General features: G+C 69.4%; 23 protein-coding genes. 11 read left to right on the top strand and 12 right to left on the bottom strand.

Annotated elements, in window-relative coordinates; translation table 11 throughout:
* Positions 1-2: 2 nt before the first annotated feature.
* A complete protein-coding gene (locus ACQPWU_RS10040; protein ID WP_433438559.1) occupies positions 3-998 on the top strand; it encodes a LacI family DNA-binding transcriptional regulator in 996 nt (331 codons plus the stop codon).
* Positions 999-1,865 carry a phosphotransferase gene (locus tag ACQPWU_RS10035; protein ID WP_433438558.1) on the top strand — a complete coding sequence of 289 codons (867 nt, stop codon included), beginning with the start codon at positions 999-1,001 and terminating at the stop codon, positions 1,863-1,865.
* A 63-nt stretch (positions 1,866-1,928) separates the two neighbouring features.
* Here ACQPWU_RS10035 and ACQPWU_RS10030 read toward each other — a convergent pair whose 3' ends face one another.
* Complete coding sequence (locus ACQPWU_RS10030) at positions 1,929-2,687, bottom strand: SDR family NAD(P)-dependent oxidoreductase (RefSeq protein WP_433438557.1); 759 nt, start codon at positions 2,685-2,687, stop codon at positions 1,929-1,931.
* A 62-nt stretch (positions 2,688-2,749) separates the two neighbouring features.
* On the opposite strand from ACQPWU_RS10030, the gene ACQPWU_RS10025 reads away from it, so the two are divergent.
* The gene (locus ACQPWU_RS10025) at positions 2,750-3,625 is read left to right on the top strand and encodes a LysR family transcriptional regulator (protein WP_433438556.1); all 876 of its coding nucleotides are present in this window, start codon (positions 2,750-2,752) and stop codon (positions 3,623-3,625) included.
* Between the two features lie 200 nt (positions 3,626-3,825).
* On the opposite strand, the gene ACQPWU_RS10020 is transcribed toward ACQPWU_RS10025, so the two are convergent.
* The 5 genes from ACQPWU_RS10020 to ACQPWU_RS10000 form a co-directional block, all read right to left on the bottom strand.
* Positions 3,826-5,340, bottom strand: coding sequence for a glycoside hydrolase family 13 protein (locus ACQPWU_RS10020; protein ID WP_433438555.1), 1,515 nt, complete (start codon positions 5,338-5,340; stop codon positions 3,826-3,828).
* Positions 5,341-5,344: 4 nt separating this feature from the next.
* Positions 5,345-6,298: a carbohydrate ABC transporter permease gene (locus ACQPWU_RS10015; RefSeq protein WP_433438554.1), complete on the bottom strand. Its 954-nt coding sequence runs from the start codon at positions 6,296-6,298 to the stop codon at positions 5,345-5,347.
* A complete protein-coding gene (locus ACQPWU_RS10010; protein ID WP_433438553.1) occupies positions 6,295-7,161 on the bottom strand; it encodes a carbohydrate ABC transporter permease in 867 nt (288 codons plus the stop codon). Before ACQPWU_RS10010 ends, ACQPWU_RS10015 begins: the two co-directional genes overlap by 4 nt.
* A 4-nt stretch (positions 7,162-7,165) precedes the next feature.
* Positions 7,166-8,515, bottom strand: coding sequence for an ABC transporter substrate-binding protein (locus ACQPWU_RS10005; protein WP_433438552.1), 1,350 nt, complete (start codon positions 8,513-8,515; stop codon positions 7,166-7,168).
* 356 nt (positions 8,516-8,871) lie between these two features.
* On the bottom strand, positions 8,872-9,861 hold the full coding sequence (locus tag ACQPWU_RS10000; protein ID WP_433438551.1) for a LacI family DNA-binding transcriptional regulator: 990 nt from the start codon (positions 9,859-9,861) through the stop codon (positions 8,872-8,874).
* Positions 9,862-10,099: 238 nt separating this feature from the next.
* On the opposite strand from ACQPWU_RS10000, the gene ACQPWU_RS09995 reads away from it, so the two are divergent.
* Entirely contained in the window at positions 10,100-13,366 is a 3,267-nt protein-coding gene (locus ACQPWU_RS09995) for a discoidin domain-containing protein (RefSeq protein WP_433438550.1), read from the top strand.
* Here ACQPWU_RS09995 and ACQPWU_RS09990 read toward each other — a convergent pair.
* On the bottom strand, positions 13,363-14,235 hold the full coding sequence (locus tag ACQPWU_RS09990) for a sugar kinase (protein WP_433438549.1): 873 nt from the start codon (positions 14,233-14,235) through the stop codon (positions 13,363-13,365). The two genes, ACQPWU_RS09995 and ACQPWU_RS09990, sit on opposite strands and share 4 nt — an antisense overlap.
* Positions 14,236-14,423: 188 nt before the next feature.
* Between ACQPWU_RS09990 and ACQPWU_RS09985 the strand changes: the two genes are divergently transcribed.
* The 4 genes from ACQPWU_RS09985 to ACQPWU_RS09970 all read left to right on the top strand — a co-directional run bounded on the left by ACQPWU_RS09985 (position 14,424) and on the right by ACQPWU_RS09970 (position 17,026).
* A complete protein-coding gene (locus ACQPWU_RS09985) occupies positions 14,424-15,158 on the top strand; it encodes a hypothetical protein (protein ID WP_433438548.1) in 735 nt (244 codons plus the stop codon).
* A 152-nt stretch (positions 15,159-15,310) separates the two neighbouring features.
* Positions 15,311-16,015, top strand: a complete 705-nt coding sequence (locus ACQPWU_RS09980; protein WP_433438547.1) for a DUF4344 domain-containing metallopeptidase — start codon at positions 15,311-15,313, stop codon at positions 16,013-16,015.
* 16 nt (positions 16,016-16,031) lie between these two features.
* A complete protein-coding gene (locus ACQPWU_RS09975) occupies positions 16,032-16,736 on the top strand; it encodes a maleylpyruvate isomerase family mycothiol-dependent enzyme (protein ID WP_433438546.1) in 705 nt (234 codons plus the stop codon).
* Positions 16,737-16,765: 29 nt separating this feature from the next.
* Positions 16,766-17,026, top strand: coding sequence for a DUF6343 family protein (locus ACQPWU_RS09970; protein ID WP_433438545.1), 261 nt, complete (start codon positions 16,766-16,768; stop codon positions 17,024-17,026).
* Here the strand turns inward: ACQPWU_RS09970 and ACQPWU_RS09965 are convergent.
* The 3 genes from ACQPWU_RS09965 to ACQPWU_RS09955 all read right to left on the bottom strand — a co-directional run bounded on the left by ACQPWU_RS09965 (position 17,000) and on the right by ACQPWU_RS09955 (position 18,347).
* Positions 17,000-17,239, bottom strand: a complete 240-nt coding sequence (locus tag ACQPWU_RS09965; RefSeq protein ID WP_360713020.1) for a DUF3040 domain-containing protein — start codon at positions 17,237-17,239, stop codon at positions 17,000-17,002. The two genes, ACQPWU_RS09970 and ACQPWU_RS09965, sit on opposite strands and share 27 nt — an antisense overlap.
* 72 nt (positions 17,240-17,311) lie before the next feature.
* Positions 17,312-17,557, bottom strand: a complete 246-nt coding sequence (locus ACQPWU_RS09960; RefSeq protein WP_433438544.1) for a type B 50S ribosomal protein L31 — start codon at positions 17,555-17,557, stop codon at positions 17,312-17,314.
* A 28-nt stretch (positions 17,558-17,585) separates the two neighbouring features.
* Positions 17,586-18,347: an SDR family NAD(P)-dependent oxidoreductase gene (locus tag ACQPWU_RS09955; protein ID WP_433438543.1), complete on the bottom strand. Its 762-nt coding sequence runs from the start codon at positions 18,345-18,347 to the stop codon at positions 17,586-17,588.
* Positions 18,348-18,445: 98 nt separating this feature from the next.
* Between ACQPWU_RS09955 and ACQPWU_RS09950 the strand changes: the two genes are divergently transcribed.
* Both ACQPWU_RS09950 and recQ read left to right on the top strand, forming a co-directional pair.
* Positions 18,446-19,642, top strand: coding sequence for an MFS transporter (locus ACQPWU_RS09950; protein WP_433438542.1), 1,197 nt, complete (start codon positions 18,446-18,448; stop codon positions 19,640-19,642).
* Positions 19,643-20,033: 391 nt separating this feature from the next.
* A complete protein-coding gene (gene recQ, locus ACQPWU_RS09945; protein ID WP_433438541.1) occupies positions 20,034-21,845 on the top strand; it encodes a DNA helicase RecQ in 1,812 nt (603 codons plus the stop codon).
* Positions 21,846-22,078: 233 nt separating this feature from the next.
* Here recQ and ACQPWU_RS09940 read toward each other — a convergent pair whose 3' ends face one another.
* Positions 22,079-22,741: a maleylpyruvate isomerase family mycothiol-dependent enzyme gene (locus ACQPWU_RS09940; RefSeq protein ID WP_433438540.1), complete on the bottom strand. Its 663-nt coding sequence runs from the start codon at positions 22,739-22,741 to the stop codon at positions 22,079-22,081.
* Positions 22,742-22,886: 145 nt separating this feature from the next.
* On the opposite strand from ACQPWU_RS09940, the gene ACQPWU_RS09935 reads away from it, so the two are divergent.
* Entirely contained in the window at positions 22,887-23,399 is a 513-nt protein-coding gene (locus ACQPWU_RS09935) for a hypothetical protein (RefSeq protein ID WP_433438539.1), read from the top strand.
* Here the strand turns inward: ACQPWU_RS09935 and ACQPWU_RS09930 are convergent.
* On the bottom strand, positions 23,392-24,195 hold the full coding sequence (locus ACQPWU_RS09930) for an alpha/beta hydrolase (RefSeq protein WP_433438538.1): 804 nt from the start codon (positions 24,193-24,195) through the stop codon (positions 23,392-23,394). The two genes, ACQPWU_RS09935 and ACQPWU_RS09930, sit on opposite strands and share 8 nt — an antisense overlap.
* Positions 24,196-24,284: the final 89 nt, after the last annotated feature.

Genomic DNA, 24,284 nt, shown 5'->3' with positions numbered 1-24,284 from the left:
TCATGAGACGCCCGACCCTCGAGGCAGTCGCCGCCCGGGCGGGGGTCTCGCGCGCCACCGCATCCCGGGTCGTCAACGGCCAGACGACGGTGGCGCCTCACATCCGCGACGCCGTGCTGCGCGCGATCGACGAGTTGCGCTACGTGCCCAACCCGGCCGCGCGCAGCCTCGTCACCCAGCGCACCGACTCGATCGCCCTGGTCGTCAGCGAGCCGGGCACCCGGGTCTTCTCCGAGGACCCGATGTTCTCCACGGCGATCAGGTCGGCGTCGATGGAGCTCGAGGCGGTGAACAAACAGGTCGTGCTGCTGCTGGCCTCCTCCGCCAAGAGCCACGCCCGCGTGGAGCGTTACATCGCGGGCGGGCACGTCGACGGCGTCATGCTGATCTCCATGCACGGCGCCGACCCGCTGCCGTCCGCGCTCTCGCGCCTGCGTGTCCCCGTGGTCTCCTACGGGCGGCCCGCCGTCCCGGTGGACATCCCGTACGTCGACAACGACAACGTGGGCGGGGCGGAGACCGGGGTCCGTTACCTGGTGGAGTCGGGGCGGCGGAGGATCGCCACGATCGCGGGCCCGCAGGACATGATCGGCGGCCAGGACCGGCTGGCCGGCTACCGCAACGTGCTGCGCGACTCCGACCTCCGCTCGATCGTCGCGATCGGCGACTTCACGCGGGAGTCGGGCGCGGTCGCGATGCGGCAGCTCCTGCGCGACGATCCCGACCTGGACGCCGTCTTCGTGGCCAACGACCTGATGGCGGTCGGGGCCCTGCAGTCGCTCCGTCAGTCCGGGCGCCGGGTACCCGACGATGTGGCCGTGGTGGGCTTCGACGACATCGAGGCGGCGAAATACACCGAGCCGCCGCTGACGACGCTCAGGCACCCGGTGGCCGAGCAGGCGGCGGCCATGGTGGGGCTCCTGCTCAATCTGTTCGAGGGCGGGCCGACGGATCCGGTGATCATGCCCACGGAGCTCGTGATCCGGGAGTCGGCCTAGATGGTCTCCACCAGCGCCGCACTGGCCGTCGCCGTCTCGCTGGCCGAGGAGCACGGCGTCCAGGTGCGGGACCCGGTGGTACTCAACGACTCGTTCAACCTCCGGATCCATCTGCGGCCTGCGCCGGTCGTGGCGCGGGTGCCGACCGTGACCGCGCTGGGGCGGGCGCGGCCCGCCGACGCGTTGCGGCGGGAGGTCGCCGTCGTGTCCTACCTGCACGGGCAGGGCGTGCCGGTGGTGCCGCCGAGCGACCTGCTGCCCGCCGGGCCGCATCTGCGTGACGGGGTCGCGGTCTCCTTCTGGACGCACGTCGAGCACGATCCCGGCCATCAGATGAGCCCGGAGGTGGCCGGGCGGGCGCTCGCCGCGCTGCACGAGGCGCTCCGGGGTTTCCCCGGCGGGATGCCCTATCTCGGGCCGGTGCTCGACGAGCCGCTGCGGCTGCTGGAGCTGCTCGATGGGGAGGTCCCGCCCGACGTGCTGGCGCGGCTGCGGGACGCGCACGCGGGCCTGGCCGAACGGCTGACGGGCCGGCCGGCGCAGGCGGTCCACGGGGACGCGCATCCCGGCAACCTCCTCGCCACCCCCGCCGGGCTGCTATGGAACGACTTCGAAGAGAGCATGGCCGGGCCCGTCGAATGGGATCTGGCCTGCCTGCTGCGTACGAGGCGGCTCGACGGGCGGGCGGCCGTCCGGGCCTACGGGCATGATCCCGACGATCCAGGGCTGCGGGATCTCCTGGCGGCGCGCGGGCTGCAGGGGACGCTGTGGATGCTCGTCAGGGCGCTGCGGCTGCCCGCCGGGGCCGCCGACGCCCGCGCGGCGCTGGAGGCGTGGCTCCGGGACCCCAGCGGCGCCACCCGCTGAACCGGGACCGCTGCGACCTCTCCCGCCGCCGGGCGCTGGACCGAGCCACGAGGTCCCCAGGCGTTAGACCGGGACCACACCGCCGCGCGGGCCGAGGAAGTAGCCGCCGGTGACGTCCAGGACGTGACCGGTGATCCACCGGGACTCCTCGCTCGCGATCAGCGCCACGGCGTCCGCGATGTCCTCGGGGCGGCCGATGCGGCCCAGCGCGGTGACCTCCGTGACCTGCCGCTCGCCGGTGCCGTCGTCCTCGTGGAGCCAGGCGTTCATGTCCGTCTCCGTGACGCCCGGGGAGACGGTGTTCACGGTGATGCTCCGGTCGCCGAGGATGGGCGCCAGGCTGAAGCTCAGCGTGTCGAGCGCTCCCTTGGTCATCGAGTAGACGAGGTCAGGGAGGGCGATGCGGACGACGGCCGAGGAGATGTTGATGATCCGGCCTCCGTCGTTCAGGAGCGGCAGGGCGCGTTCGATGATGAAGTACGGCGCCCGCACGTTCACGGCGAAGACCCGGTCGAACTGCTCCTCGCTCACCGTGCCCAGCACGCCGGCCAGGATGGCGGCGTTGTTGACCACTATGTCCAGCCGCTCCCCCTGAATGCCTTCGAACAACGCGTCCACGCCGTCCTCGAACGCCGCCTTGACCGCGTACGCCTGCCCGCCCGCGCCCTCGATCGCGGCCACCGTCTCCTTGGCCAGGTCGTCGTTCCTGGCGTAGTGGACGATCACGCGGGCTCCGTCCGCGGCCAGGCGCTCGGCGATGGCCCGTCCGATGCCGCGCGACGCTCCGGTTACCAATGCGGTCTTTCCCGATAGATCTCTCATGCGTTCCATCGTGGGTGGCGGCTCTCCCGCCCGTCCAAGACCGGCTGTTATAGCTTTTTGCTATGGATGCCCATATTCGGGATCTGCGATATTTCGTGGCGGTCGCCGAAGAGCTGAGCTTCACCCGGGCGGCGGCCGAACGGCTGTTCATCTCGCAGCCCTCGTTGAGCAGGCAGATCAGACAACTGGAGCTGTCCCTGCGGGCCAGGCTGTTCGAACGCGACCGCCGTACCGTGACGTTGACGGCGGCGGGGGCGGCGCTGCTGCCTGAGGCCCGGCGGATCGTCGAGCAGTGGGAGGGCGCGCAGCGGGCGGTGGCGGCGGCGCGTGAGGACCGGACGCTGGTCGTCGGGTTCCAGACGCGGATCGGGCGCGGGCTCGTGCCGTCCATCTCGTGTGCGCTGCCCGGCTGGGACCTGCGTTTCCGCCAGGTCGCGTGGAGCGACCCCACCGTCGGGCTGGGCGACGGGCAGGTGGACGTGGCCGTCGCGTGGTTGCCCATGCCCGACCACGGCGAGTACGAGTGGACGGTGGTGAGCACGGAGGAGCGCTGGGTGGCGCTGCCCACGGTCCATCCGCTGGCAACCCGCTCCGAGGTCACGCTCGCCGACCTGGCCGGGGAGCCGTTCGTGGCGCTGCCGGTCTCGGCCGGACCCATGCGGGACTTCTGGCTGGCCAACGACCAGCGCTCGAAGCCGGCAGTCGTGGGGGCGGAGGCGGAGACGGCCGAGGAGGCGTTCGAGCTGGTCGCGTCCGGGCGGGCCGTGGTGCTGGTCTCGGCCGGGAACGCCGAGCTCTACCGCCGGGACGACGTGGTCGGCAGGCCCGTCGCGGGGTTGCCGCCGAGCAGGCTCGCCGTCGTCTGGCGGAGGAGTGATCGGCGGCAGGCCGTGCGGACGCTGGTGGACGCGTTCGTCACGTGCATGTGCGCCGCCTGATCGTCGTATGTTGACACCGTATACCACGGCGCCGCTGCCGGTGCTGCTGCTGCTCGCCGCCCGCCCTGTGGGTGTCGTTCATGTAACTGACCGCGCTGACCAACCCGACCGGCATCATCTGGCCGTTCGCCACATCCGTGGCCGACGTGCCCGTCGTGACCCAGATCGCGCTGGCCGCCGCCGGGCTGGTCGCGCTGCTGTCAGTCCCGCGTGAGCCAGGCCGTGGTGTCGGTGGGCAGGATGCCTTCCTCCAGCGGGCCGCTGGCGAGGAGGAGCCGGCCCGCCGGTAGCGGCACCGGATCAGGGCTCAGGTTGGTGACACAGGTCAGGCCCGAGTCGCGGGTGAAGGCCAGGACCTCGTCGCCCAGCGGGAGCCAGGTCATAGTGCCGTCCCCCAGCAGGTCTCGGCGCAGACCCAGGGCGGTGCGGTAGAGGTTGAGCATCGAGCCCAGGTCCGTGCGCTGTGCTTCGGCCGTCAGCTTGCGCCAGCTCTCCGGCTGCGGCAGCCACGGCGTGCCGGCGCCGAAGCCGAACGGGGGCTCGTCGCCGGACCAGGGCAACGGGATGCGGCAGCCGTCCCTGCCCGGGTTCGTCCCGCCTGACCGGACGTACATCGGGTCCTGGCGGAGCTCGTCCGGGAGGTCTTCCACCTCTGGGAGGCCCAGTTCCTCGCCCTGGTAGACGTACACGGAGCCGGGGAGCGCCATGGCCAGCAGGGCCGCGGCCCTCGCGCGGCGGTAGCCCAGCTCCAGGTCGGACGGGGTGCCGTGGAGGCGGCCTCCGTGTTCGAACGAGGTGTCCTCGCGGCCGTACCGGGTGACCGGGCGGGTCACGTCGTGGTTCGACAGGACCCACGTCGGCGGGGCGCCGATGGGCGTGTGGGTGGCGAGGGTCAGGTCGATGACCCTGCGCAGCTCCGCCGGGTCCCACGGGCAGGACAGGAAGTCGAAGTTGAAGGCCGTGTGGAGCTCGTCGGGGCGGAGGTAACGCGCGAAACGCTCCTGATCGGGGAGCCAGACCTCCCCGATCAGAATGCGCTCGCCGTACTCGTCGGCCACCTCGCGCCACCGACGGTAGACGTCGTGGACCTCGTCGAGGTCTTCGTAACTTGTATCCGACTTGATCAGCAGGGCCGCGGAGTCGATGCGCACGCCGTCCACGCCCCGGTCGAACCAGAAGCGCAGCACGTCCTCGAACTCCTGGTGGACCTCCGGATTGCCCCAGTTGAAATCTGGTTGCCCCGGAGCGAACAGGTGCAGATACCACTGGCCGTCGGGAACCTGGGTCCAGGCCGAGCCACCGAAGATCGACTGCCAGTCGTTGAGCGGCTCGTCGCTGAACCAGAAGCGGTCCCTGGCGGCAGGGTTCTCCAGCGCCTCCTTGAACCAGGCGCTCTCCGTGGAGCTGTGGTTCGGCACCACATCGATGATGACCTTGATGCCGAGCTCGTGCGCCTCCTCGATGAACCGCTCCGCCTCGGACAGCGTGCCGAAGACCGGCTCGATGTCGCGGTAGTCGGCCACGTCGTAGCCGCCGTCGGCCATCGGCGACGGATACCACGGGTTCAGCCAGATGGCGTCGATCCCGAGATCCTTCAGATACGGCAGGCGGGAGCGCAGGCCGGCGAGGTCGCCCACCCCGTCACCGTTCCCGTCGGCGAAGCTACGCAGGTAGACCTGGTAGATCGCGGCCCCCCGCCACCACGTTTGCGACATGCGCTTATCCCTTGATGCTTCCGGCGGTGAGGCCCGCCATGATGTGCCGTTGGAAGATGAAGAAAACGATGATCATCGGGATGCCGGCGATGACCAGACCACCCATGACCTGGTTCTGGGTCACCGCTCCCGCCGTCTGCGACAGGCCCACGCTGATCGTCATCTTGTCGCTGTCGGTCATGACCAGCAGCGGCAGGACGAAGTCCTTGAACGCGGTGACGATCGTGAAGATGGAGACCACGCCCAGGATCGGCCTGGAGACCGGCAGCACGACCGACCACAGCACCCTCAGCGGGCCCGCGCCGTCGATCTGCGCCGCCTCGATCAGCTCCCGTGGGATGGAGTCGAAGAACCGCTTGAGCAGGAAGATGTTGAAGCCGTTCGCCGCCGCGGGGAACCACAGGCCCCAGGCGTTGTTGAGCAGCCCCAGGTCCACGATCGTGACGTAGAGCGGGATGAGGATGACCATCGGCGGGATCATCAGCGTGGCCAGCATCGCGCCGAGGATCATGTTGCCGAACATCGGGCGCAGCTTCGACAGCGCGTACGCCGCCGTGACGTCCACCGCCATGGAGAACAGCCAGGCGCCCAGCGCGTAGTACGCGGTGTTCGCCAGCAGCGTGCCGATGTCGAACAGGTCCCACGCCTCGAAGAACGCGCCCAGCGACGGGTCGGCCGGGACGAGCGTCGGCGGCATCTCGGCGATCTCCTCCGGCGTCTTCATGGCGCCGGTGACCATCCAGTAGAGCGGGAAGACGAAGGCCAGCGTGAAGATGACGATGACGGCGACGAGCACGAGCCAGTAGATCCGCCTGCCCCACCTGCTGTTGAGCTGGTGCGGCGAGATGATCGTGCGGAACTGCACCTGGATCGGCTTCGGCGACCTCCGCCGGTTCCTCGGCCTCGCCCTCCGAGCCGGCTCGGAGACCGGCGCCCGTTTGTGCTGAGTCGCTGTCATGCCTTGTCCTCACGGGTCGTCCTGAGCTGGAGGGCCGCGAAGAGGAGGAGCGCGAGCATGAGCATCATGCCGAGCGCGCCCGCCTGGCCGTAGTTCATCTGCGAGAAGGCGAACTGGTACATCAGGTACGCGACGGAGACCGTGGCGTTCTCCGGGCCGCCGCCGGTCAGCATGTACGGCTCGATGAACACCTGCATGGTCGCCACGATCTGCAGCATCAGCATGAGCAGCAGGATCAGCCGGGTCTGCGGGATCGTGACGTGCCTGATCCGCTTGAAGATCCCGGCCCCGTCGAGCTCGGCGGCCTCGTACAGCTCGGGCGCGATGTTCTGCAGCGCCGCCAGGTAGATGAGCGTCGCGCTGCCCATGTTCATCCAGGTCGAGACGAGGACCAGGGAGATCAGGGCGGTCGACGACGAGTCCAGCCAGGCCAGCGGCGGCAGGTGGAGGAGGTCCAGGATCTGGTTGAACAGCCCGGGCCCCGGATCGTAGAACCACCTGAACAGCAGCACCGCGACGATCGGCGGCAGCATGACCGGCAGGTAGACCACGAACCGCAGGTAGGCCCGGGCGTGACGCAGCTCGTTGAGCACGAGCGCGACGACGAACGGCACGGCATAGCCGCACAGCAGCGCGAGCAGCGTGAACTCCACGGTGTTCAGCCAGGCCTCGCCGAAGGCCGGGTCCTGAACGGCTGCCTTGAAGTTGTCCAGCCCCACCCAGGTGGGCGGGTTGATCAGGTCGGTCTTCTGGAAGCTCAGAATGAACTCCCTGACCATCGGATACCAGGCGAACACCGTGAAGCAGAACAGCGCCGCGCAGAGGAACCCGTAGGCCGTCAGATTGCGCCTCAAGATCCCCATAAGGTCAGCCCTTGGCCGCCAGCATGGAGTTGGCCTTGGTCTCGGCGTCCGCCAGAAGCTGGTCGATGTTGGCGTCCTTGCGGCTCAGCACGCCCGACATGACCACGTCGAGGATGGCGTACAGCTCCTGCGCGTGGACCGGCTCGGCCTTCGGCGGGATGGTCGCGGCGGCCTGGACGTACGGCTCGTAGTTCTGGACCGGCAGCGAGGCGTTCTTCACGCGGTCGGCCTGGATGGCCTTGCCGGTGGCCGAGTCGCCGTAGACGTCGTTGTCGGGCACGCCGACCGGGTTGCCGTTGGCCTTGCCCCGGGCGAAGTCGAAGCGGCCCTTGCCGACGGTGTTGAAGCGGAAGTCGACCCACTCCAGGCCCGCCTTGGCCTCCTCGGGGGTGGCCTTCGGGTTGATCATGAACGCTTCGCCGCCGCTCAGCGACGCCTTGGCCTCGGGGAAGCCGGTGATGCCGTAGTCGGCGACGTTGCCCTTGAACTTGTTGACCACGTCGGTGACCACGTCGGGCGCGCCCAGCATCATGCCGACCTTGCCGCTGCCCATCGCCACCATCAGCGGCTCCCAGCCGACCAGGAGCTTGTTGCCCATGCTGTTGTCGGTCCAGCGCATGTCGTGCAGGTTCTGCAGCACGGCCTTGCCCTCGGGGGAGTTGAACGCGGCCTTCTTGTTGTCGGGGGTCAGGATGTTGCCGCCGCGACCGTAGATGGCCTGGGTGAAGTGCCAGCCGCCGGTGTTGCCGCCGGAGTACTCGCCGTAGCCGACGTAGCCGGCGCCGAGCGCGGCGATCTTCTTGGCCGCGTCACGGACCTCGGCCCACGTCTTGGGCGGGTTGCCGGGGTCGAGCCCGGCCTTGGTGAACAGGGCGCGGTTGTAGACCAGGCCGACGCTGTAGTGGACGTTCGGCACGCCGTACACCTTGCCGTCCTTGGTGACCAGCTCGCGGACGTCGGAGCGCAGGTCGTTCCAGTTCTTGATGCTGCTGGTGTACTGCGAGATGTCGAGTGCCTGGCCCTGGCCGATGACGTCGTTGTAGTTGGTCACGGGCACCACGAAGACGGTCTCCATCTGACCGCCGGCCAGCTTGGGGCCGAACGTCTTGGGGTCGAAGCACGGCTGCTGGTCCGTGCTCTTGACCGTCACGCCGGGGTGCGCCTTCATGAACGTGGCCACGTCGTCGTCCCAGGACTGCCGCTCCTTCGGCGCGGACCTGGCGGGCTGGCACGCCACCGTGATCGTCACGGCCTTGGCGCCGCCCGCCGACGGGGTGGCGGGCTCGCTGGAGCCACAGGCTGTGGCCGAGATGCCGAGCACGGATACGAGCAAGAGTCCGGTGGATCTCCGCATTGATCTGACCCTTCTGATGCGAGGTGCCCACACCATAGGATCGCGGACCGAAGTGCGCAATATTTCGACTTCATATTGCAAGATAACGACTGCATCACACTGGCCCACGTGACGGCCCCGCCCCTCCGTACGGGGCTGGTGTCCCTTTGGGAAAGGGCCGTTGGCCTGGAGGCCCTTACCCAGCGCACAGGCGGGGTCCTGTCGCAAGGGAGGGGCGCGGGGCCAGGGTCGATCGGGGCCGGGAACGGCCGTGGGAGGGGGCGCGGGCCGGTGGCGTCAGGCGTGCGCGCGGGCGACAGGAGGGGACGTGCCCGCGTCGAATGCGCGCGGGCGGTGAGACGGGCGTGGCCGCGGGATCAGGTGCGGGCTCGGGCCGTGGAGGCGCGGACGACCAGTTCCGGCTCGAAGAGGAGCTCGTCCGCCGGCACCACCGCCTTGTCGATCTGCGCGACCAGCAGGTCCACGGCGGCCCGGCCCATGGCGTCGATGGGCTGGCGGACGGTCGTCAGCGGGGGCTCGGTGCAGTTCATGAGCGCGGAGTCGTCGAAGCCGATGACCGAGATGTCCCCGGGCACGGCGAGTCCCGCGCGGCGGGCCGCCCTGACGGTGCCGAGCGCGAGCAGGTCGCTGGCGCAGATCACGCCGGTCACGCCGCGCCTGACCAGCCGGGCGGCGGCCGCGTGGCCGCCCTCCAGCGAGAACATCGTGTGCTCGACCAGCTCGGGGTCACCGCCCTCCGCCTGGAACGTCTCCAGCTTGCGCCGCGACGGCATGTGGTCCTTGGGCCCGAGCACCATGCCGACCCGCTCATGACCGAGCGCGCGCAGGTGGGCCAGGGCCATCTCGGCGGCCACCACGTCGTCACACGAGACCTGCGGGAAGTCGAGGTGCTGGACGGCCGCGTTCACCAGCACGGTGGGCAGCTTGCGCTCGTGCAGCAGCTCGTAGTGCCCGTGCGAGGCGTCGGCCTGGGCATAGAGGCCGCCGGCGAAGACGACGCCGCTGACCTGCTGCTGGAGCAGCAGGTCCACGTAGTCGGCCTCGGAGACGCCGCCGACCGTGCGGGTGCACAGCACAGAGGTGAACCCTTGCTGGGCCAGCGCCCCGCCGACCACTTCCGCGAAGGCGGGGAAGATCGGGTTCTGCAGCTCGGGGAGCACGAGGCCGACCAGCCGGGCCCGATCGCCGCGCAGCTGGGTGGGGCGTTCGTAGCCGAGCACGTCGAGAGCGGTCAGCACGGCCTCGCGGGTCGCGTCGGACACCCCGGGCTTGCCGTTGAGCACACGGCTCACGGTCGCCTCGCTCACCCCGACCTTCTTGGCCACCTCTGCGAGTCGTCGCGTCATGCGCAAACTATACGGCCTTCGACGCAAGCGCTTGCAATGGCTTACGTGGATAAGACGTCCGGCCTTGCACAGCGTCCACGGCGGACTTCCCACGTCCGGGCGCTTCCTGACCAGCGGGGAGTCGCCGCTTCACGCGTCTCTTGTCAGTCAAGTGCTTGCGAAATATCGTCGAAATATTGCGGCTATCTGCTCGGCATCTTATGGTTCGGCCATCCGCCTTACCCGAAGGGCCACCCCCATGAGAGCTCTGTTAGCCGCCCTTTCGTTAGTCATCGGACTCCTGGCCGCACCCGCGTACGCGGCGGCCGACACCAACCTCGCGGCCGGCAAGACCGCCACCGCCAGCAGCTCCACCGACGTCTACGCCGCCGCCAACGTCACCGACGGCAACCAGGCCACCTACTGGGAGTCGGCCAACAACGCCTTCCCGCAATGGGTCCAGGTCGATCTGGGCGTCGGCGCGAGCGTCAACAAGCTCGTGCTCAAGCTGCCCTCCGGCTGGCCGAGCCGTACCCAGACGCTGACCGTCCAGGGCAGCACGAACGGCTCCGGCTTCAGCACGATCGTCGCCTCGGCGACGTACACGTTCAACCCGACCGCGACGATCACCTTCACGGCCACGACCGCCCGCTACGTCCGGCTGCAGATCACCGCGAACACCGGCTGGCCGGCGGGCCAGGTCTCGGAGTTCGAGGTGTGGGGCAGCCCGCCGGACAACCCGCCGCCGGGCGACGGCACCAACCTCGCGCTCGGCAAGCCGATCATCGAGTCCTCGCACACCCACACGTACGTGGCCGCCAACGCCAACGACAACAACCTCCAGACGTACTGGGAAGGCGCCACTTACCCCAACACCCTCACCGTGCAGCTCGGCGCCAACGCCGACCTGACCTCGATCACACTCAAGCTCAACCCCGACCCCGTCTGGGCCAGGCGCACCCAGACCATCCAGGTCCTCGGCCGCGAGCAGAGCGCCACCGGCTTCACCAACCTCGTCTCCTCGGCCACGTACACCTTCGACCCGGCCACGGGGAACTCGGTGACCATCCCGGTGACCGCCAAGGTCGCCGACGTCCGGCTGCAGATCACCGCCAACTCCGGCGCGCCGGGCGGACAGGTGGCCGAGTTCCAGATCTTCGGCGCCGCGTCGGCCAACCCCGACCTGACCGCGAGCAATCTCACGTCGAGCCCGGCAGCGCCGGTCGAGACCGACGCGGTCACGCTGTCCGCCACGGTCAAGAACGCGGGCACCGCGGGCTCCGCCGCCACCTCCGTGAACTTCTACGCGGGCAGCACCAAGGTCGGCAGCGCCAGTGTGGGCGCGCTGGCCGCAGGGGCGTCGACCACCGTGTCCGCGAACATCGGGGCCAGGGACGCCGGGACCTACCAGCTCTCCGCCAAGGTGGACGAGGACGACAAGGTCATCGAGCTGAACGAGGGCAACAACACCGCCACCGGCACACTGACCGTGAAGCCGGTCGACACGGCCGACCTGATCGCCTCCCCCGTCGCCTGGACGCCCGGCAACCCCGCCGCGGGCAACACGGTGACGTTCTCGGTGGCGATCAAGAACCAGGGCACGGTCGCCTCCAGCGGCGGCTCCCACGGCGTCACGCTGACCGTCACGAACGACTCGGGCACGGTCGTCAAGACCCTGACCGGCTCCGCCGGCGGCGCCATCGCCCCGGGCGCCACCACGAGCCCGGTGAACCTGGGGACGTGGACCGCGGCCAACGGCAAGTACACGATCAAGACCGTACTCGCCGACGACCCCAACGAGCTGCCGGTCAAGCGCGCCAACAACACCAGCGAGTTGCCGCTCTTCGTCGGCCGCGGCGCGAACATGCCGTACGACACGTACGAGGCCGAGGACGCCGTGATCGGCGGCGGCGCGGCCCGCGTCGGCCCGAGCAGGGACATCGGCACGATCGCCGGCGAGGCCTCCGGGCGGCGCGCGGTGACGCTCAACCAGACCGGCGCGTACGTCGAGTTCACCACACGGGCGGACACGAACACCCTGGTCACCCGCTTCTCGATGCCCGACGCCGCGGGCGGCGGCGGCCTCAACTCGACCCTGAACGTCTACGTCGACGGCACGTTCCTCAAGGCCGTCAACCTGACCTCCCGCTACGCCTGGCTCTACGGCGCCGAGGCCAGCCCGAACAACTCGCCCGGCTCGGGACCGCCCAGGCACATCTACGACGAGGCGAACCTGCTCCTCGGCACCACCGTGCCCAAGGGCAGCAAGATCAGGCTGCAGAAGGACGCGGCCAACGGCCAGACGTACGCGATCGACTTCGTGGACTTCGAGCAGGCGACCCCGATCGCCAACCCGGACCCGGCGAAGTACGCCGTACCGACGGGATTCGGGCAGCAGGACGTGCAGAACGCTTTGGACAAGGCCCGCATGGACGCCAACCTGGTCGGCGTCTACCTCCCCCAGGGCGACTACCAGACGTCCGGCAAGTTCCAGGTCTACGGCAAGTCCGTCAAGATCGTCGGCGCCGGCCCCTGGTTCACCAGGTTCTACTCCCCGAGCGGGCAGGAGAACACCGACGTGGGCTTCCGCACGGAGGCCTCGGCCAACGGCTCGACGTTCGCGAACTTCGCCTACTTCGGCAACTACACCTCGCGCATCGACGGCCCCGGCAAGGTGTTCGACCTCTCGAACGTGGCCAACATGACGATCGACAACGTCTGGGCCGAGCACCAGATATGCCTGTACTGGGGCTCGAACACGGACAACATCACGATCAAGAACTCGCGGATCCGTAACCTGTTCGCCGACGGCCTCAACATGACCAACGGCAGCACCGGCAACCACGTCACCAACGTCGAGGCCAGGGCCACCGGCGACGACAGCTTCGCGCTGTTCTCGGCGACCGACAACAACCCGGGCGAGCAGACCGGCAACGTCTTCGAGAACCTCACCTCGATGCTCACCTGGCGGGCCGCGGGCGTCGCCGTGTACGGCGGGTACGACAACACGTTCAGGAACATCTACGTCGCGGACACGCTGACGTACCCGGGCGTCACGATCAGCTCGCTGGACTTCGGGATCCCGATGAACGGGTTCGGCGCCAGCCCGCCGACCACCTTCGACAACATCTCGCTGGTCAGAGCCGGCGGGCACTTCTGGGGGCAGCAGACGTTCCCGGCGATGTGGCTGTTCTCCTCGTCGAAGGTGTTCCAGGGCATCCGCGTCAACAACCTGGACATCGTGGACCCGACCTACAGCGGGATCATGTTCCAGACCGGCTACTCCGGCGGCACACCGCTGAACCCGGTCAAGGACACGATCCTGACCAACGTGTCGATCAGCGGGGCGCAGAAGAGCGGCGACGCCTTCGACGCCAAGTCAGGGTTCGGCATCTGGGTCAACGAGATGCCCGAGCCGGGACAGGGCCCGGCCGTCGGGTCGGCCACGATCAACAACCTGAAGTTCGGCAACAACTACCAGAACATCAAGAACACGACCTCGACCTTCACCCTGACCACAAATTAGAGCTCTGACCTGGTGGGCAACCCCTGCCAGTCACTGACGCTGGTCACCGCGGCGGCGCTCAACAGCGCCCCGCGGTGCAGGCGTTCCTGGGGGATGAGGCCGTCGAGGGCGGCGCTGATGTAGCCGGCCGCGAACGCCTCCCCCGCGCCCGCCGTGTCCACGATGGGGACCTGCCAGCCCTGTACGTCGTACCGCATCCTGTCGGCGCGCACGCTCGCGCCCTTCGCGCCGCGGTCCACCACGACCTCGCGCTCGGGCGTGAGCGCGGGCTTGACCAGGTCGAGCTCGTCCTGGCGGAGGAAGAGCAGGTGCGAGGCGCAGGCCAGCTCACCGAGCACCTCCTCGGCCTCGCGTACCGACGGCCACAGCTCGGGGACGTACTCGACCGAGAAGGAGATCATCACCTCGGCGTTCCTCGCGGCGCTCACGGCGGTGCGCACCGCCTCGAGCGCGTCCCTGCCGAGGCCGGCCGTGAGGCCGGTGACGTGGAGCATCTTCGACGCGGCGATCCGGTCGATGGGCACGTTGCCCGGCGTGAGCCGCGAGCCCGCCGAGCCGGTGCGGTACTGCGTCACTCTGAGTTCGCGGCCGACGCGGGTCTCCCTGAGGATGAGCCCGGTACGCAGCCCTTCGGACACACGCATGTCCGCGACGTCCACACCCTCGCCCTTGAGCGCGGTGAGCACCCTGGCGCCCACTTCGTCGTCGCCCACCTTGCCCAGGTATGCACTCCGGTGCCCGAGTCTGGCCAGTGCGATGGCCAGCGTGAACTCGGGTCCGCACACGTCCAGCCGGGCCTCGCTCTCGTGGCGAACCCTTCCGCTGGTGACGACGCCCAGGGGCTCGCCGAGCGTGTAGACGTCGGTCATGGGCCAGACTGTACTGGGTCACGTGGGTACAGGTGGATTTAAAGCCATAACCCCTGGCTAACGCCTTGATCAAATATTTTCTCTAACTTTTGCCAACTTTTCCTCCCTCACATGGCTCAAAGTAGTAAAGGGAGTCGGCCGCCCCGAGCCGGCTCCGAGTCAATACGGGGAGAGGAATCAGCACCCTCATGAGAAAGATCGCACTGGGTATCGCCTCCGCCATTGTGGGCGGAGCCATGCTGCTGTCGGGCGCGGGGGCGGCCGCGGCTGCCACCAAGACCGACACGCAGCTCAAGATCCGGGACATCACGCCCAACCCGGTCGTGGTCAAGGCCGGAGCCGAGACGACCGCCTACTTCGACATCGGGGCCAGCTCCGACGTCAAGAAGGTCGAGCTCAGCGTGGCGCCCGAGGGCGTCCGCACGCTGCGCGCCAAGGACGTCAAGGACCTCGAGGGCTGGCGCTTCGCCGTCGGCTTCACCGAGGGCGACGCCACCGGCAAGTGGAGCGCCACCGCCGTGGCCTTCGACAGCGCCGGCAAGGAGATCGCCAAGGACACGGCGTTCTTCTCGGTCGAGCTCCAGAAGAGCAAGTCCGAGACGCGCATCTCGCGCTTCAGCGCCGACCCTTACAAGATCCGCAAGGGCAAGAAGATCGAGTTCTCCGGCCGTCTTCAGGTGAATGACGAGGGCTGGGAGGGCGTCCGCGGCGAGAAGGTGAACGTCTACTTCCGCGCGAACGGCTCCAGCGGCTGGAAGTGGGTCGCCTCCGCCAAGACCAGGTGGGGCGGCAAGTTCTACGCCGAGACGCGCGCCTACAAGAGCGGCACGTTCAGGGCCGTGTTCAGCGGTGACGACGAGCTCCAGGGCGCCACGAGCCGCACGGACTACGTGCGGGTCTACGGCTCCTGGTGGCGTCGCTAGTCCAACACACCGAGGCCCGGCCCCTCTCGGGGGCCGGGCCTTCGGCTTTCTCCGCCTGGGAACGGCTCCTTCACCACCCCCAGGTTTAGCGATCACCCATCCCGCGCATGGACAGTCGCATTGCGTTGAACGACCCCCGAAGGAGACCTCGCATGCCGCATCCCCTCATGGCCCTCGTCCTGAGCATGACGAGCACGCTGGGAGCGGCCCCCTCATCCGAGCTGTCCGTACGCTACGAGCAGCCGGGCTCACCCCGCGCTGAGCAGGCCAGGAAGCTCCTCAAGGACAGCGACGCGCTGGAGACCGGGATCCGGCTGCCCGCGCCGATCAAGGTGGTCGCACGTGACTGCGACTCGGCGGAGGCCACCTGGGACCAGGATGAGCGCCGGATCACCATCTGCTACCAGCTGGTCGACCAGGCGCGCCGCGTATTGGACGGCATCTCGGAGACCGAGGAGACCGACGCCGGCACCGAGTCCGCCCGCATGGAGGCCACGCTGTCCGTGCTCTTCCACCAGCAGCTCGGCCACGCTCTGACCACGCTCAACGGCCTGCCTGACAGCGACGCGCAGGCCGACCAGTTCGCGGCGCTGACGCTCCCCGCCGACGCGCCCAAGCGCGTGGTGCCGGCGGCCGAGGCCCGCCACCTGCTCGCCGGTCACAGCGGCATCGACGAGCTGTCGGCGACAGCCGAATCCGCCACGTTCTCCTGCCTGCTGTACGGCGCCGACCCCGCCAAATACCACCGCATCGCCCAGGGCGGCTGGGTTGCGCCCGAGCGGGCGCCTTCGTGCGCCGACGAGTACAACCGGGTCAGGTCCGCCATCGGTTCCATGGCCGTGAAAGCAGGCACATAGCGGGTAGCGTCCGGGTATGGCCGAGGATCTGCTCAAAGACTTCAACCCGTTCGACATCTTCGACGCAGAGGCCGCCCGGCTCGACCGGTTCTTCAGCGGGCTCGACGAGCCCGGCTGGCAGCGGCCGTCCCGCTGCGAGGGCTGGTCGGTACGCGACGTGCTGGGTCACCTGGCGGGTGAGGAGCTCTACAACCACGCCTGCCTGGACGGGGACGTGGAGAACCTGCTGACCCGGCTTTCGAAGGCCGGCGTGTCGGGGTTCAACGACTTCAACGAGTGGTCGGTGCGGCAGCGGCGCGGCATGCCCGTGGAGGACGTGCTGGAGGAGTGGCGCACCAAGAACGGCGAGACGCGGCGGCGCATGCGGGAGCTCGGACCGGACGGGCTGCTCGACACGATGGCCGGGCCCTATCCGTGCGGATTGCAGGGCTTCCACTACGACTCCGAGTACGCCACCCACGCCGACGACGTCGGCGCGCCCGTGGCCGAGTCCGAGGCCGACGACAGGACGTTGTGGCGGGTGGCCGTGGGGCGGTTCGTGCTGAAGGAGCAGGAGGCCAAGGTGCAGGTGGAGCAGACGGCCGACGAGATCTGGGCCGCCGTGAACGGAGTCACCGCCTCGCTGTCGTACCCCGAGTTCGTGGAGGCCACGATCGGGCGTCTGCCCGCCTCCCACGGGATCGACCCGCGCGTCGTAGCGGCCCTGAGATGCCTCGCGTGAGCGCCTGTCGCGTGGAAAGGAGATCGATCATGTGGCTGCGTAACCGGGCGGGCACGGAGCCACTGACCGCACGTAGCCCACTGGGCGCCCGGCGGATCCTGTCGCTGGTGGCGCTGGTGCTCGGCGTCGCGGCGGCGGTGTTCTTCGCCCTGCGCGCCGCGAGCACGGGAGCGGAGGTCTGGCGCTGGGAGGCCGCGATCGCCGCCGTGGTGGCCGTCGTCGCCGCCATCGACCTGGCGGTGCTGCGACGACGACCCCGCGGCTCAGGTGGTCAGCACGGCCAGCAGTAGCAGCACGATCATCAGGGCGCCGACCGTGAAGATCATCCACACATGGGCAAGCGCCCACATACGCAGCCGGTCGGTGTACGACTGCGGGAAGATGTTCCCGTCGGACTCGATCCTGTTGATCGCCGCAACGCGCTTGGCCAGCTCGGGGTCGTCTCGCTCAAGAGCCTGCTCGATCTCAGCGAGAATGCGGCGTTCCTTTCCAGAGAGACTCATCTCCATCACCACTGCTCCACGCCGGTGACCACCTTTTACCCACCGGTAGCGAAGGCATGCCCGCCTGGCGCGTCACTTGCTCCCGTAGCGCTGCTTGAAGCGCTCGACGCGCCCGGCGGTGTCGAGGATGCGGCCGCGGCCGGTGTAGAAGGGGTGGCTGGCGGACGACACGTCCACGTCGACGACGGGGTACGTCCTGCCGTCCTCCCACTCGATCGTCCTGTCACTGGTCAGGGTCGAGCGGGTGAGGAAGGCGAACCCGACGCTGGGGTCACGGAAGACGACGGGGCGGTACGCGGGGTGCAGGTTCTTCTTCATGGCCGCTTCAACCGCATGACAACGGTTTTCATTCCCGGGCTTCCGGGTCGAGCCCGAGCACCGTACGACCGCCGTCCACGGGGATGCTGGCGCCGTTGACGAACGCCGCCTCCTCCGAGAGGAGATGCGACACGACGGAGGCCACCTCGGCGGGGGTGGCGACCCGGCCCAGGGGGTGCAGCCTGGCCAGTTGCTCTTCGACGGCCTGCCGCCCTTCAGGGGTTCGTGAGGCCAGGAACGCCTCGTACCGCTCCGTGGCCACCGAACCGGGGGCCACCGCGTTGACCCTGATGCCGTACCTGCCGTACTCCACGGCCAGCGACCTCGTCAGGCCCTCCGTGGCGGCCTTGGCGGTCGCGTACGGGAGGCTGCCGGGCACCGCCCTGGTGGCCTGGTGCGAGGTGATGTTGACGATGGCGCCCGGCGTACCGGCCGCGAGGAAGTGGCGCACGGCGGTGGCGCAGCCCACGACGGCGAGGTCGAGGTTCGCCGCGATCAGGGCCCTGACCTCGGAGATCGGGGAGGAATGCACGGAGGCGTCCCGGAAGACGGCCGCGTTGTTGACCCAGCCGCGCAGCGTGCCCGACTCCTGGGCCAGGTCGGCGGCCCAGGCGGCGACCTCCTCGTCGGCCGCGTCGCCGATCACGGGGACGACCCTCGGGCCGGCCCAGGAGAGGGCGTCGGGGTCGCGTTCGACGGCCACCACGGTGCCCTTCGCGCCGAGTAGCCGTTCGACCACGGCCTTTCCAATTCCACGTCCACCGCCGGTAACCACGTAGGAAAAGCTCATGACACGACGTTATTCCTATTTCACAATCTGTCGTTCTTGGCGCGGTGAAGTGACATTTATCACCGTATTTCCGTTCGGTGAACGGGAATGATGTTGAAGTGATCGACAGCGCCGGATCGAAGTCCCATGTATGGATGATCGGCGCGCTCTCCGTCACGCAGACCGCCGGATACGGCGTGCTTTATTACGCGTTCTCGGTGTTCATCCCGCCGATGTCCCGCGAGCTGCACGCCGGGGTCGCGCAACTCACCGGGGCGATCACGCTGGCCGTGCTGGTGTCGGCGATGGTGGCTCCGGCCATCGGACGCTGGCTGGACCGGCACGGCGGGCGCGGGCTCATGACCGTGGGTTCCGTGCTGGGCGGGCTGGCGGTGCTGGCGTGGTCACAGGTGCGCTCGGTGGCGCAGTTGTACGTGGTGTGCGGGGTGCTCGGCGTGGCGTCGGCGATGGTGCTGTACGAGGCGGCGTTCGCGGTGATCGTGGCCTGGTTCGACGCGACCAGGCGGGCGCGCGCGTTACTGGCGGTGACGGTCGTGGCGGGGTTCGCGTCCAGCATCTTCCTGCCGCTGACGGGCTTCCTCGTCGATCTGTACGGGTGGCGGCAGGCGCTGGTCATCCTGGCCGTGGGATACGCGTTGACCTCCGTGCCGCTGCACGCGCTGGCCGTACGGAGCCGGGCTGCGCCACCGCATGTCGATCGGCGCGAGATCGTCGGGGCGGCGCTGCGCGAGCGGCCCTTCTGGCTGCTGGCGGCGGCCTTCCTGACCCAGACGGGCGCGGTGGGGGTCATGGGGGTGCTGCTGGTCACGTACCTGATCGCCCTCGGGCATCCGCCCGTGTTCGCGGCCGGCGTGGCGGGGCTGCTCGGAGTGCTGTCCGTCACGGGACGGCTCGTCACCACGGGGCTGCAGGGGCGGTGGTCGGTGGCGTTGATCACAGCGGTCATGTTCGGGTTGCAGGGGCTGGCGGCGATGCTGCTGCCGCTGGTGGGCAGGAGCGTGGCCGGGGCCGTGGCTTCTGTCGTGCTGTTCGGGCTGGGGTTCGGGGTGGGGACCATCGCGCGGCCCGCGCTGCTGGCCGACCGGTACGGCACGGGGGCGTACGCGTCCCTGAGCGGGGCGCTCGCGCTGCCCATCACGGTGGCCAAGGCCGTCGCGCCACTGCTGGCGGCGGGGATCGCCCAGTTCGCCGGGTATCCGGCCGTCATGGGGGCGGTGGCGGCGGCGTGCGCGCTCGGCGCCCTCTCCCTGGTGGCCTACGACCGCGGCATCCGCCCCGACACCGCCCCCGCCTGACCCAGCGACACCGCCCCTGTCCGACCCTCTCCGCCCCGACCCCGCTCCCGCCTGACCCCCTCCCCCAGCGAGCATCTGCGGGTGCCCGGCAAGCGTCCGCTTCCTCTCCCACACGGCAGCCGGCCGACCCCCGCACTCATCCACGGGGCACCTTGCGCGCGCCCACGCCCTCGTCCGAGGTGGACGAGCCCCGGCCCCAAGGGACCTCAGCCCCTCGCTCCCCCAAGGCCTCGGTCGCCTTCGCCGAAGCGCGGCGGGGAATGCCTTGGTGTCGTGGTCACCGATCGCGGTCGGGCAGACTGGTGGGACGCCGTCCGGACGCCGAAGGCTGGCCTGATCGCCGTTGGCGGAACTCACGAAACGTTCGCCCCCGAACACGTAAGGTAGCCGCATGGATACCCCCACCCAGGTTCTGCACCGCGTGTTCGGCTACGACTCGTTCAGGGCGGGACAGCAGGAGATCATCGACCATGTCGTGGCCGGCGGCGACGCGCTCGTCCTCATGCCCACCGGCGGCGGCAAATCGCTCTGCTACCAGATCCCCGCGCTGGTGCGCCCTGGCGTGGGGGTGGTCATCTCGCCCCTGATCGCGCTGATGCAGGACCAGGTCGACGCGTTGCGCGCGCTCGGCGTGCGGGCGGGGTTCCTCAACTCGACGCAGGACTTCGACGAGCGGCAGCTGGTCGAGTCCGAGTTCCTGGCCGGTGAGCTCGACCTGCTCTACCTCGCCCCCGAGCGGCTGCGGGTCGATGCCACACTGCGGCTGCTGGCCAAGGGCGAGATCTCGATGTTCGCCATCGACGAGGCCCACTGCGTGGCGCAGTGGGGTCACGACTTCCGCCCCGACTACCTCGAGCTGTCCACGCTGCGCGAGCGCTGGCCGGAGGTGCCGCGCATCGCGCTGACCGCCACCGCCACCCCGGCCACCCACGCCGAGATCTCCTCCAGGCTCGGCCTCGACCAGGCCCGCCACTTCGTCGCGGGCTTCGACCGGCCCAACATCCACTACCGCATCACGCCCAAGAGCGAGCCCAAGCGGCAGCTGCTGGAGTTCCTGCGCACCGAGCATCCCGGCGAGTCCGGCATCGTCTACTGCCTGTCGCGCTCCTCGGTCGAGAAGATCGCCGAGTTCCTGACGGACAACGGCATCGCCGCGGTGCCGTACCACGCGGGTCTCGACGCCCGCACCCGCGCCACCCACCAGGCCCGCTTCCTGCGGGAAGACGGGCTGATCGTGGTGGCCACGATCGCGTTCGGCATGGGCATCGACAAGCCCGACGTGCGCTTCGTCGCCCACCTCGACCTGCCGAAGTCGGTGGAGGGCTACTACCAGGAGACCGGGCGCGCGGGCCGCGACGGTCTGCCCGCCACCGCGTGGATGGCGTACGGGCTCCAGGACGTCGTCCAGCACCGGCGGATGGCCATGGAGGGCGACGAGGCGCACCGACGCCGCCAGGTGCTGCATCTCGACGCCATGCTGGCGCTGTGCGAGACCGTGGGCTGCCGCCGGGTGATGCTGCTCGACTACTTCGGTCAGAAGGGCGCCGAGCCGTGCGGAAACTGCGACACCTGCCAGACGCCGCCGGAGTCGTGGGACGGCACGGTCCCCGCCCAGAAGGTGCTGTCGGCCGTGCTGCGGCTGGCACGGGAGAGACGGCAGAAGTTCGGGGTGGGGCAGGTGGTCGACATCCTGCTCGGCAAGAAGACGGCCAAGGTGCTGCAGCACGGCCACGAGACGCTGTCCGTGTTCGGGGTGGGCACAGACCTGGGCAACGCGGAGTGGCACGGCGTGGTGCGGCAGCTGCTGGCACAGGGACTGCTCGCGGTGGAGTCCGACTACGGCGCGCTGGTGCTGACGGACGACAGCGCGGCGGTGCTGCGGGGACAGCGCGAGGTGCTGCTGCGCCGCGACACCCTGCGCCCCGTCCGGGCCAAGGTGGCCGCCTCGTCCAAGGCCCAGGCGGTGGTCGAGCTGTCCGCCGAGGCCGCCCCGGTCTTCGAACGGCTCCGGTCCTGGCGGGCGGCCACCGCGAAGGAGCAGGGGGTGCCCGCCTATGTCATCTTCCACGACGCGACGTTGAGGGAGATCGCCACCGCCCGTCCGTCCTCTACGGCGGAGCTGAGCGGCGTCAACGGGGTCGGGGAGAACAAGCTGGCGAAATACGGGGAGCAACTGCTGGAGGTCCTCCGCGAGGACACCTGACAGGGCGGCGTGTGGTGGCGACGGCCGCACGAAGAACGGTCGTCGCCACCACGTTGGTCGGCCTGGTCGCGGCGATCAGCTTCGCCGCCCCGCTGACGACCGGCCGGACGCTTGTCGTGCTCGTGAATACGAGTGCCTCTGACTTGCCGTACAGGATGATCGTACGGCGTGTGAGCGGGAAATGTTGCCCGGGGCTGGGTGTTCTGTCCTTGAGGTTGGGGTGGTTGGGCTGGTCAGGGGCTTGCTGGACAGTTCGGATCGCGGCCCAGGTAGGCCAGCAGGCGGTCCTGGGCGGGAGCGTGCGGGGGGACGGTCACCCGGGGGGCAAACCTGTGCGGCCGGTCGCTCCCTGTGACGAACAGCTGGGCGAGGTCCAGCAGTTCCTCGGCCATCAGGGACGGGATCGGGCGCTGCTCGCCGCAGGCTCTGGCCACGTCCCAGCCGTGCACGGCGATCTCGATCGCGCCCGCCGCGGCCACCATCGGGCTCGTCAGATGACGGTCGGCTATGGCGATCATCCCGTTGCCGGTGAGGGTGCCCGACCACAGGCCCAGCACCTCGGTGGCTCCGTCCCGGACGAGGAGTGCCGGGTTACGGCCGGCGCCCCTTGAGACCCCGCCGACCGGTGGAGGGGAGATGCGACCGCCGGCGGTGTCGCAAGCACCCCCTGAAACCCTGTTCTCCCGTGGAGGGGAGATGCGGCCGGTGGCGGCGTCGTTCAGGGTTTGGAGCGAGTCGGCCATGTGGTCGAGCAGGTGCTGGAGGTTCCAGCCCGCGCAGGGCGTCGCCCGGCAGAGGGTCGCCGGTGTGACGATGCGCAGGCTGCCCAGCGCGTAGTCGATCGCCCGTTCCAGCAGCGCCACCCCCGCGAACGTCGCCAATGTCTGCTCGCTCATATCGCCTCCTCCTCAATTCAGACCCGGCTACTCGGGAAAACTCATCGGGGGCGGCCATACGGGTTGGATCTTCCTGGCCGGTGCTCGGCGCTCCATAGCCGGAACCTCTTGCCTTGATCTCGAGTAGAGAGGTCAAGGAGGTTCGATGAAGCGGTTGATGGTGGCGATGCTCTTGCTGGTCGCCGGGTGTTCGGCCGGGGCTCGCGCCCCTGCCCCTGTGGCGAGTGCCCCCGTGGTGAGGTCCGCCGTCCCACCAAGTCCCGGCATCTCGGTCATCACCCCGAGTCCGACGGCTACCAAGGCGGTGTGCAACGGGACGTCGGTGATTCTCGGTGAAGGGTTCCCCGAGGTGCGCGGGACGGCTCAGGACGCGGAGCTGTGGGGGCTGCTGTTCGCGCCCGGCCCGCCCCTGGCCAGTCACAAAGAGATCAAGATCGTGTGGCGGATGACCGGCGAGGGGCCACTGCGGGTCACGGCGACGCTTCCCGACGGCACCTCGGCCAAGCTCGCCTGGGGTCCGGAGCAGCACGACGGGTCGAGCTGGCACCGGCCGGGCGAGGAGTGGGGTACGGGGTTCGTGTTCCCGAAGGGCGGCTGCTGGAAGATCCAGCTCACCCGCACGCGGGGCTCGGGGTACGTGTGGCTTTCCGTCAAATAGCCCGCTCGATGAAGGCCGTCACGTCGTCCAGGACCTCGTCCTTGTTGGACTCGTTGAAGACCTCGTGCCTGGCGCCCTCGTAGATCCGCTCGGTCAGGTCCGTACCCTTGATCGCCTCGATCCCAGGGCGGCTGCCGCTCAGCGGGACGAGCTCGTCGTCGGCCCCGTGCACCCAGAGCGTGGGCAGCGACCCCAGCGTGCCGCCCTTGGCGATCGTGGCCAGCGTCGTGGCGAACGCCTCCAGGGTGGGGCGCTTGAACGGGCCGTGCCAAACCAGCGGGTCGGCGGCGTACGCTTCGCCCACCGAGAGGTCGCGGGAGAGAGCGGCCGGGTCGATGGGGGTGTCCGGCGGCTCCTCGTAGGCCAGCAGGGTCGGGACGATCTCCCATTCGCCGATCACCGGCCCTGACAGCACGAGCGCGGCCAGGCCGTCGCCGTAGCGCTGGGCGTAGCGGGCGGCGATCATGCCGCCCATCGAGTGGCCGATCACCACGACAGGGACGCCCGGGTGGTCGGCCCTGGCGCGCTCCTCTACGGTGTGCACATCCGTGACCACGTCCTCGAAGTCCGCGACGAGCACTCTGTCGCCCGCTGACTTGCCGTGGCCCATGTGGTCGAGGCCGTAGACGGCGGCGCCGTGCCGGACGAGCCGGTCCGCGACGTACTCGTAGCGGCCGATGTGCTCGCCGTATCCGTGGATCAGGACGGCTACGTATCGCGGGCTGTCGTTGGGCCATTCGCGGATGGTGTTGAGGCCCTTGGTGCCGGTGAAGGTGTGCTCTCGCGATTCGGCCATGGTCATTGAGGCTACGCGGATCATCGCCGCGCCGTCCACCGGTGCCGCGGGCACTCCGCGAGCCTCGCCGCACTTCGGCTGGGCCCCTT

It is taken from the genome of Nonomuraea sp. CA-141351, assembly GCF_050944675.1.
GTDB lineage: Bacteria > Actinomycetota > Actinomycetes > Streptosporangiales > Streptosporangiaceae > Nonomuraea.
This window is presented reverse-complemented; position numbering and strand designations above follow the sequence as displayed.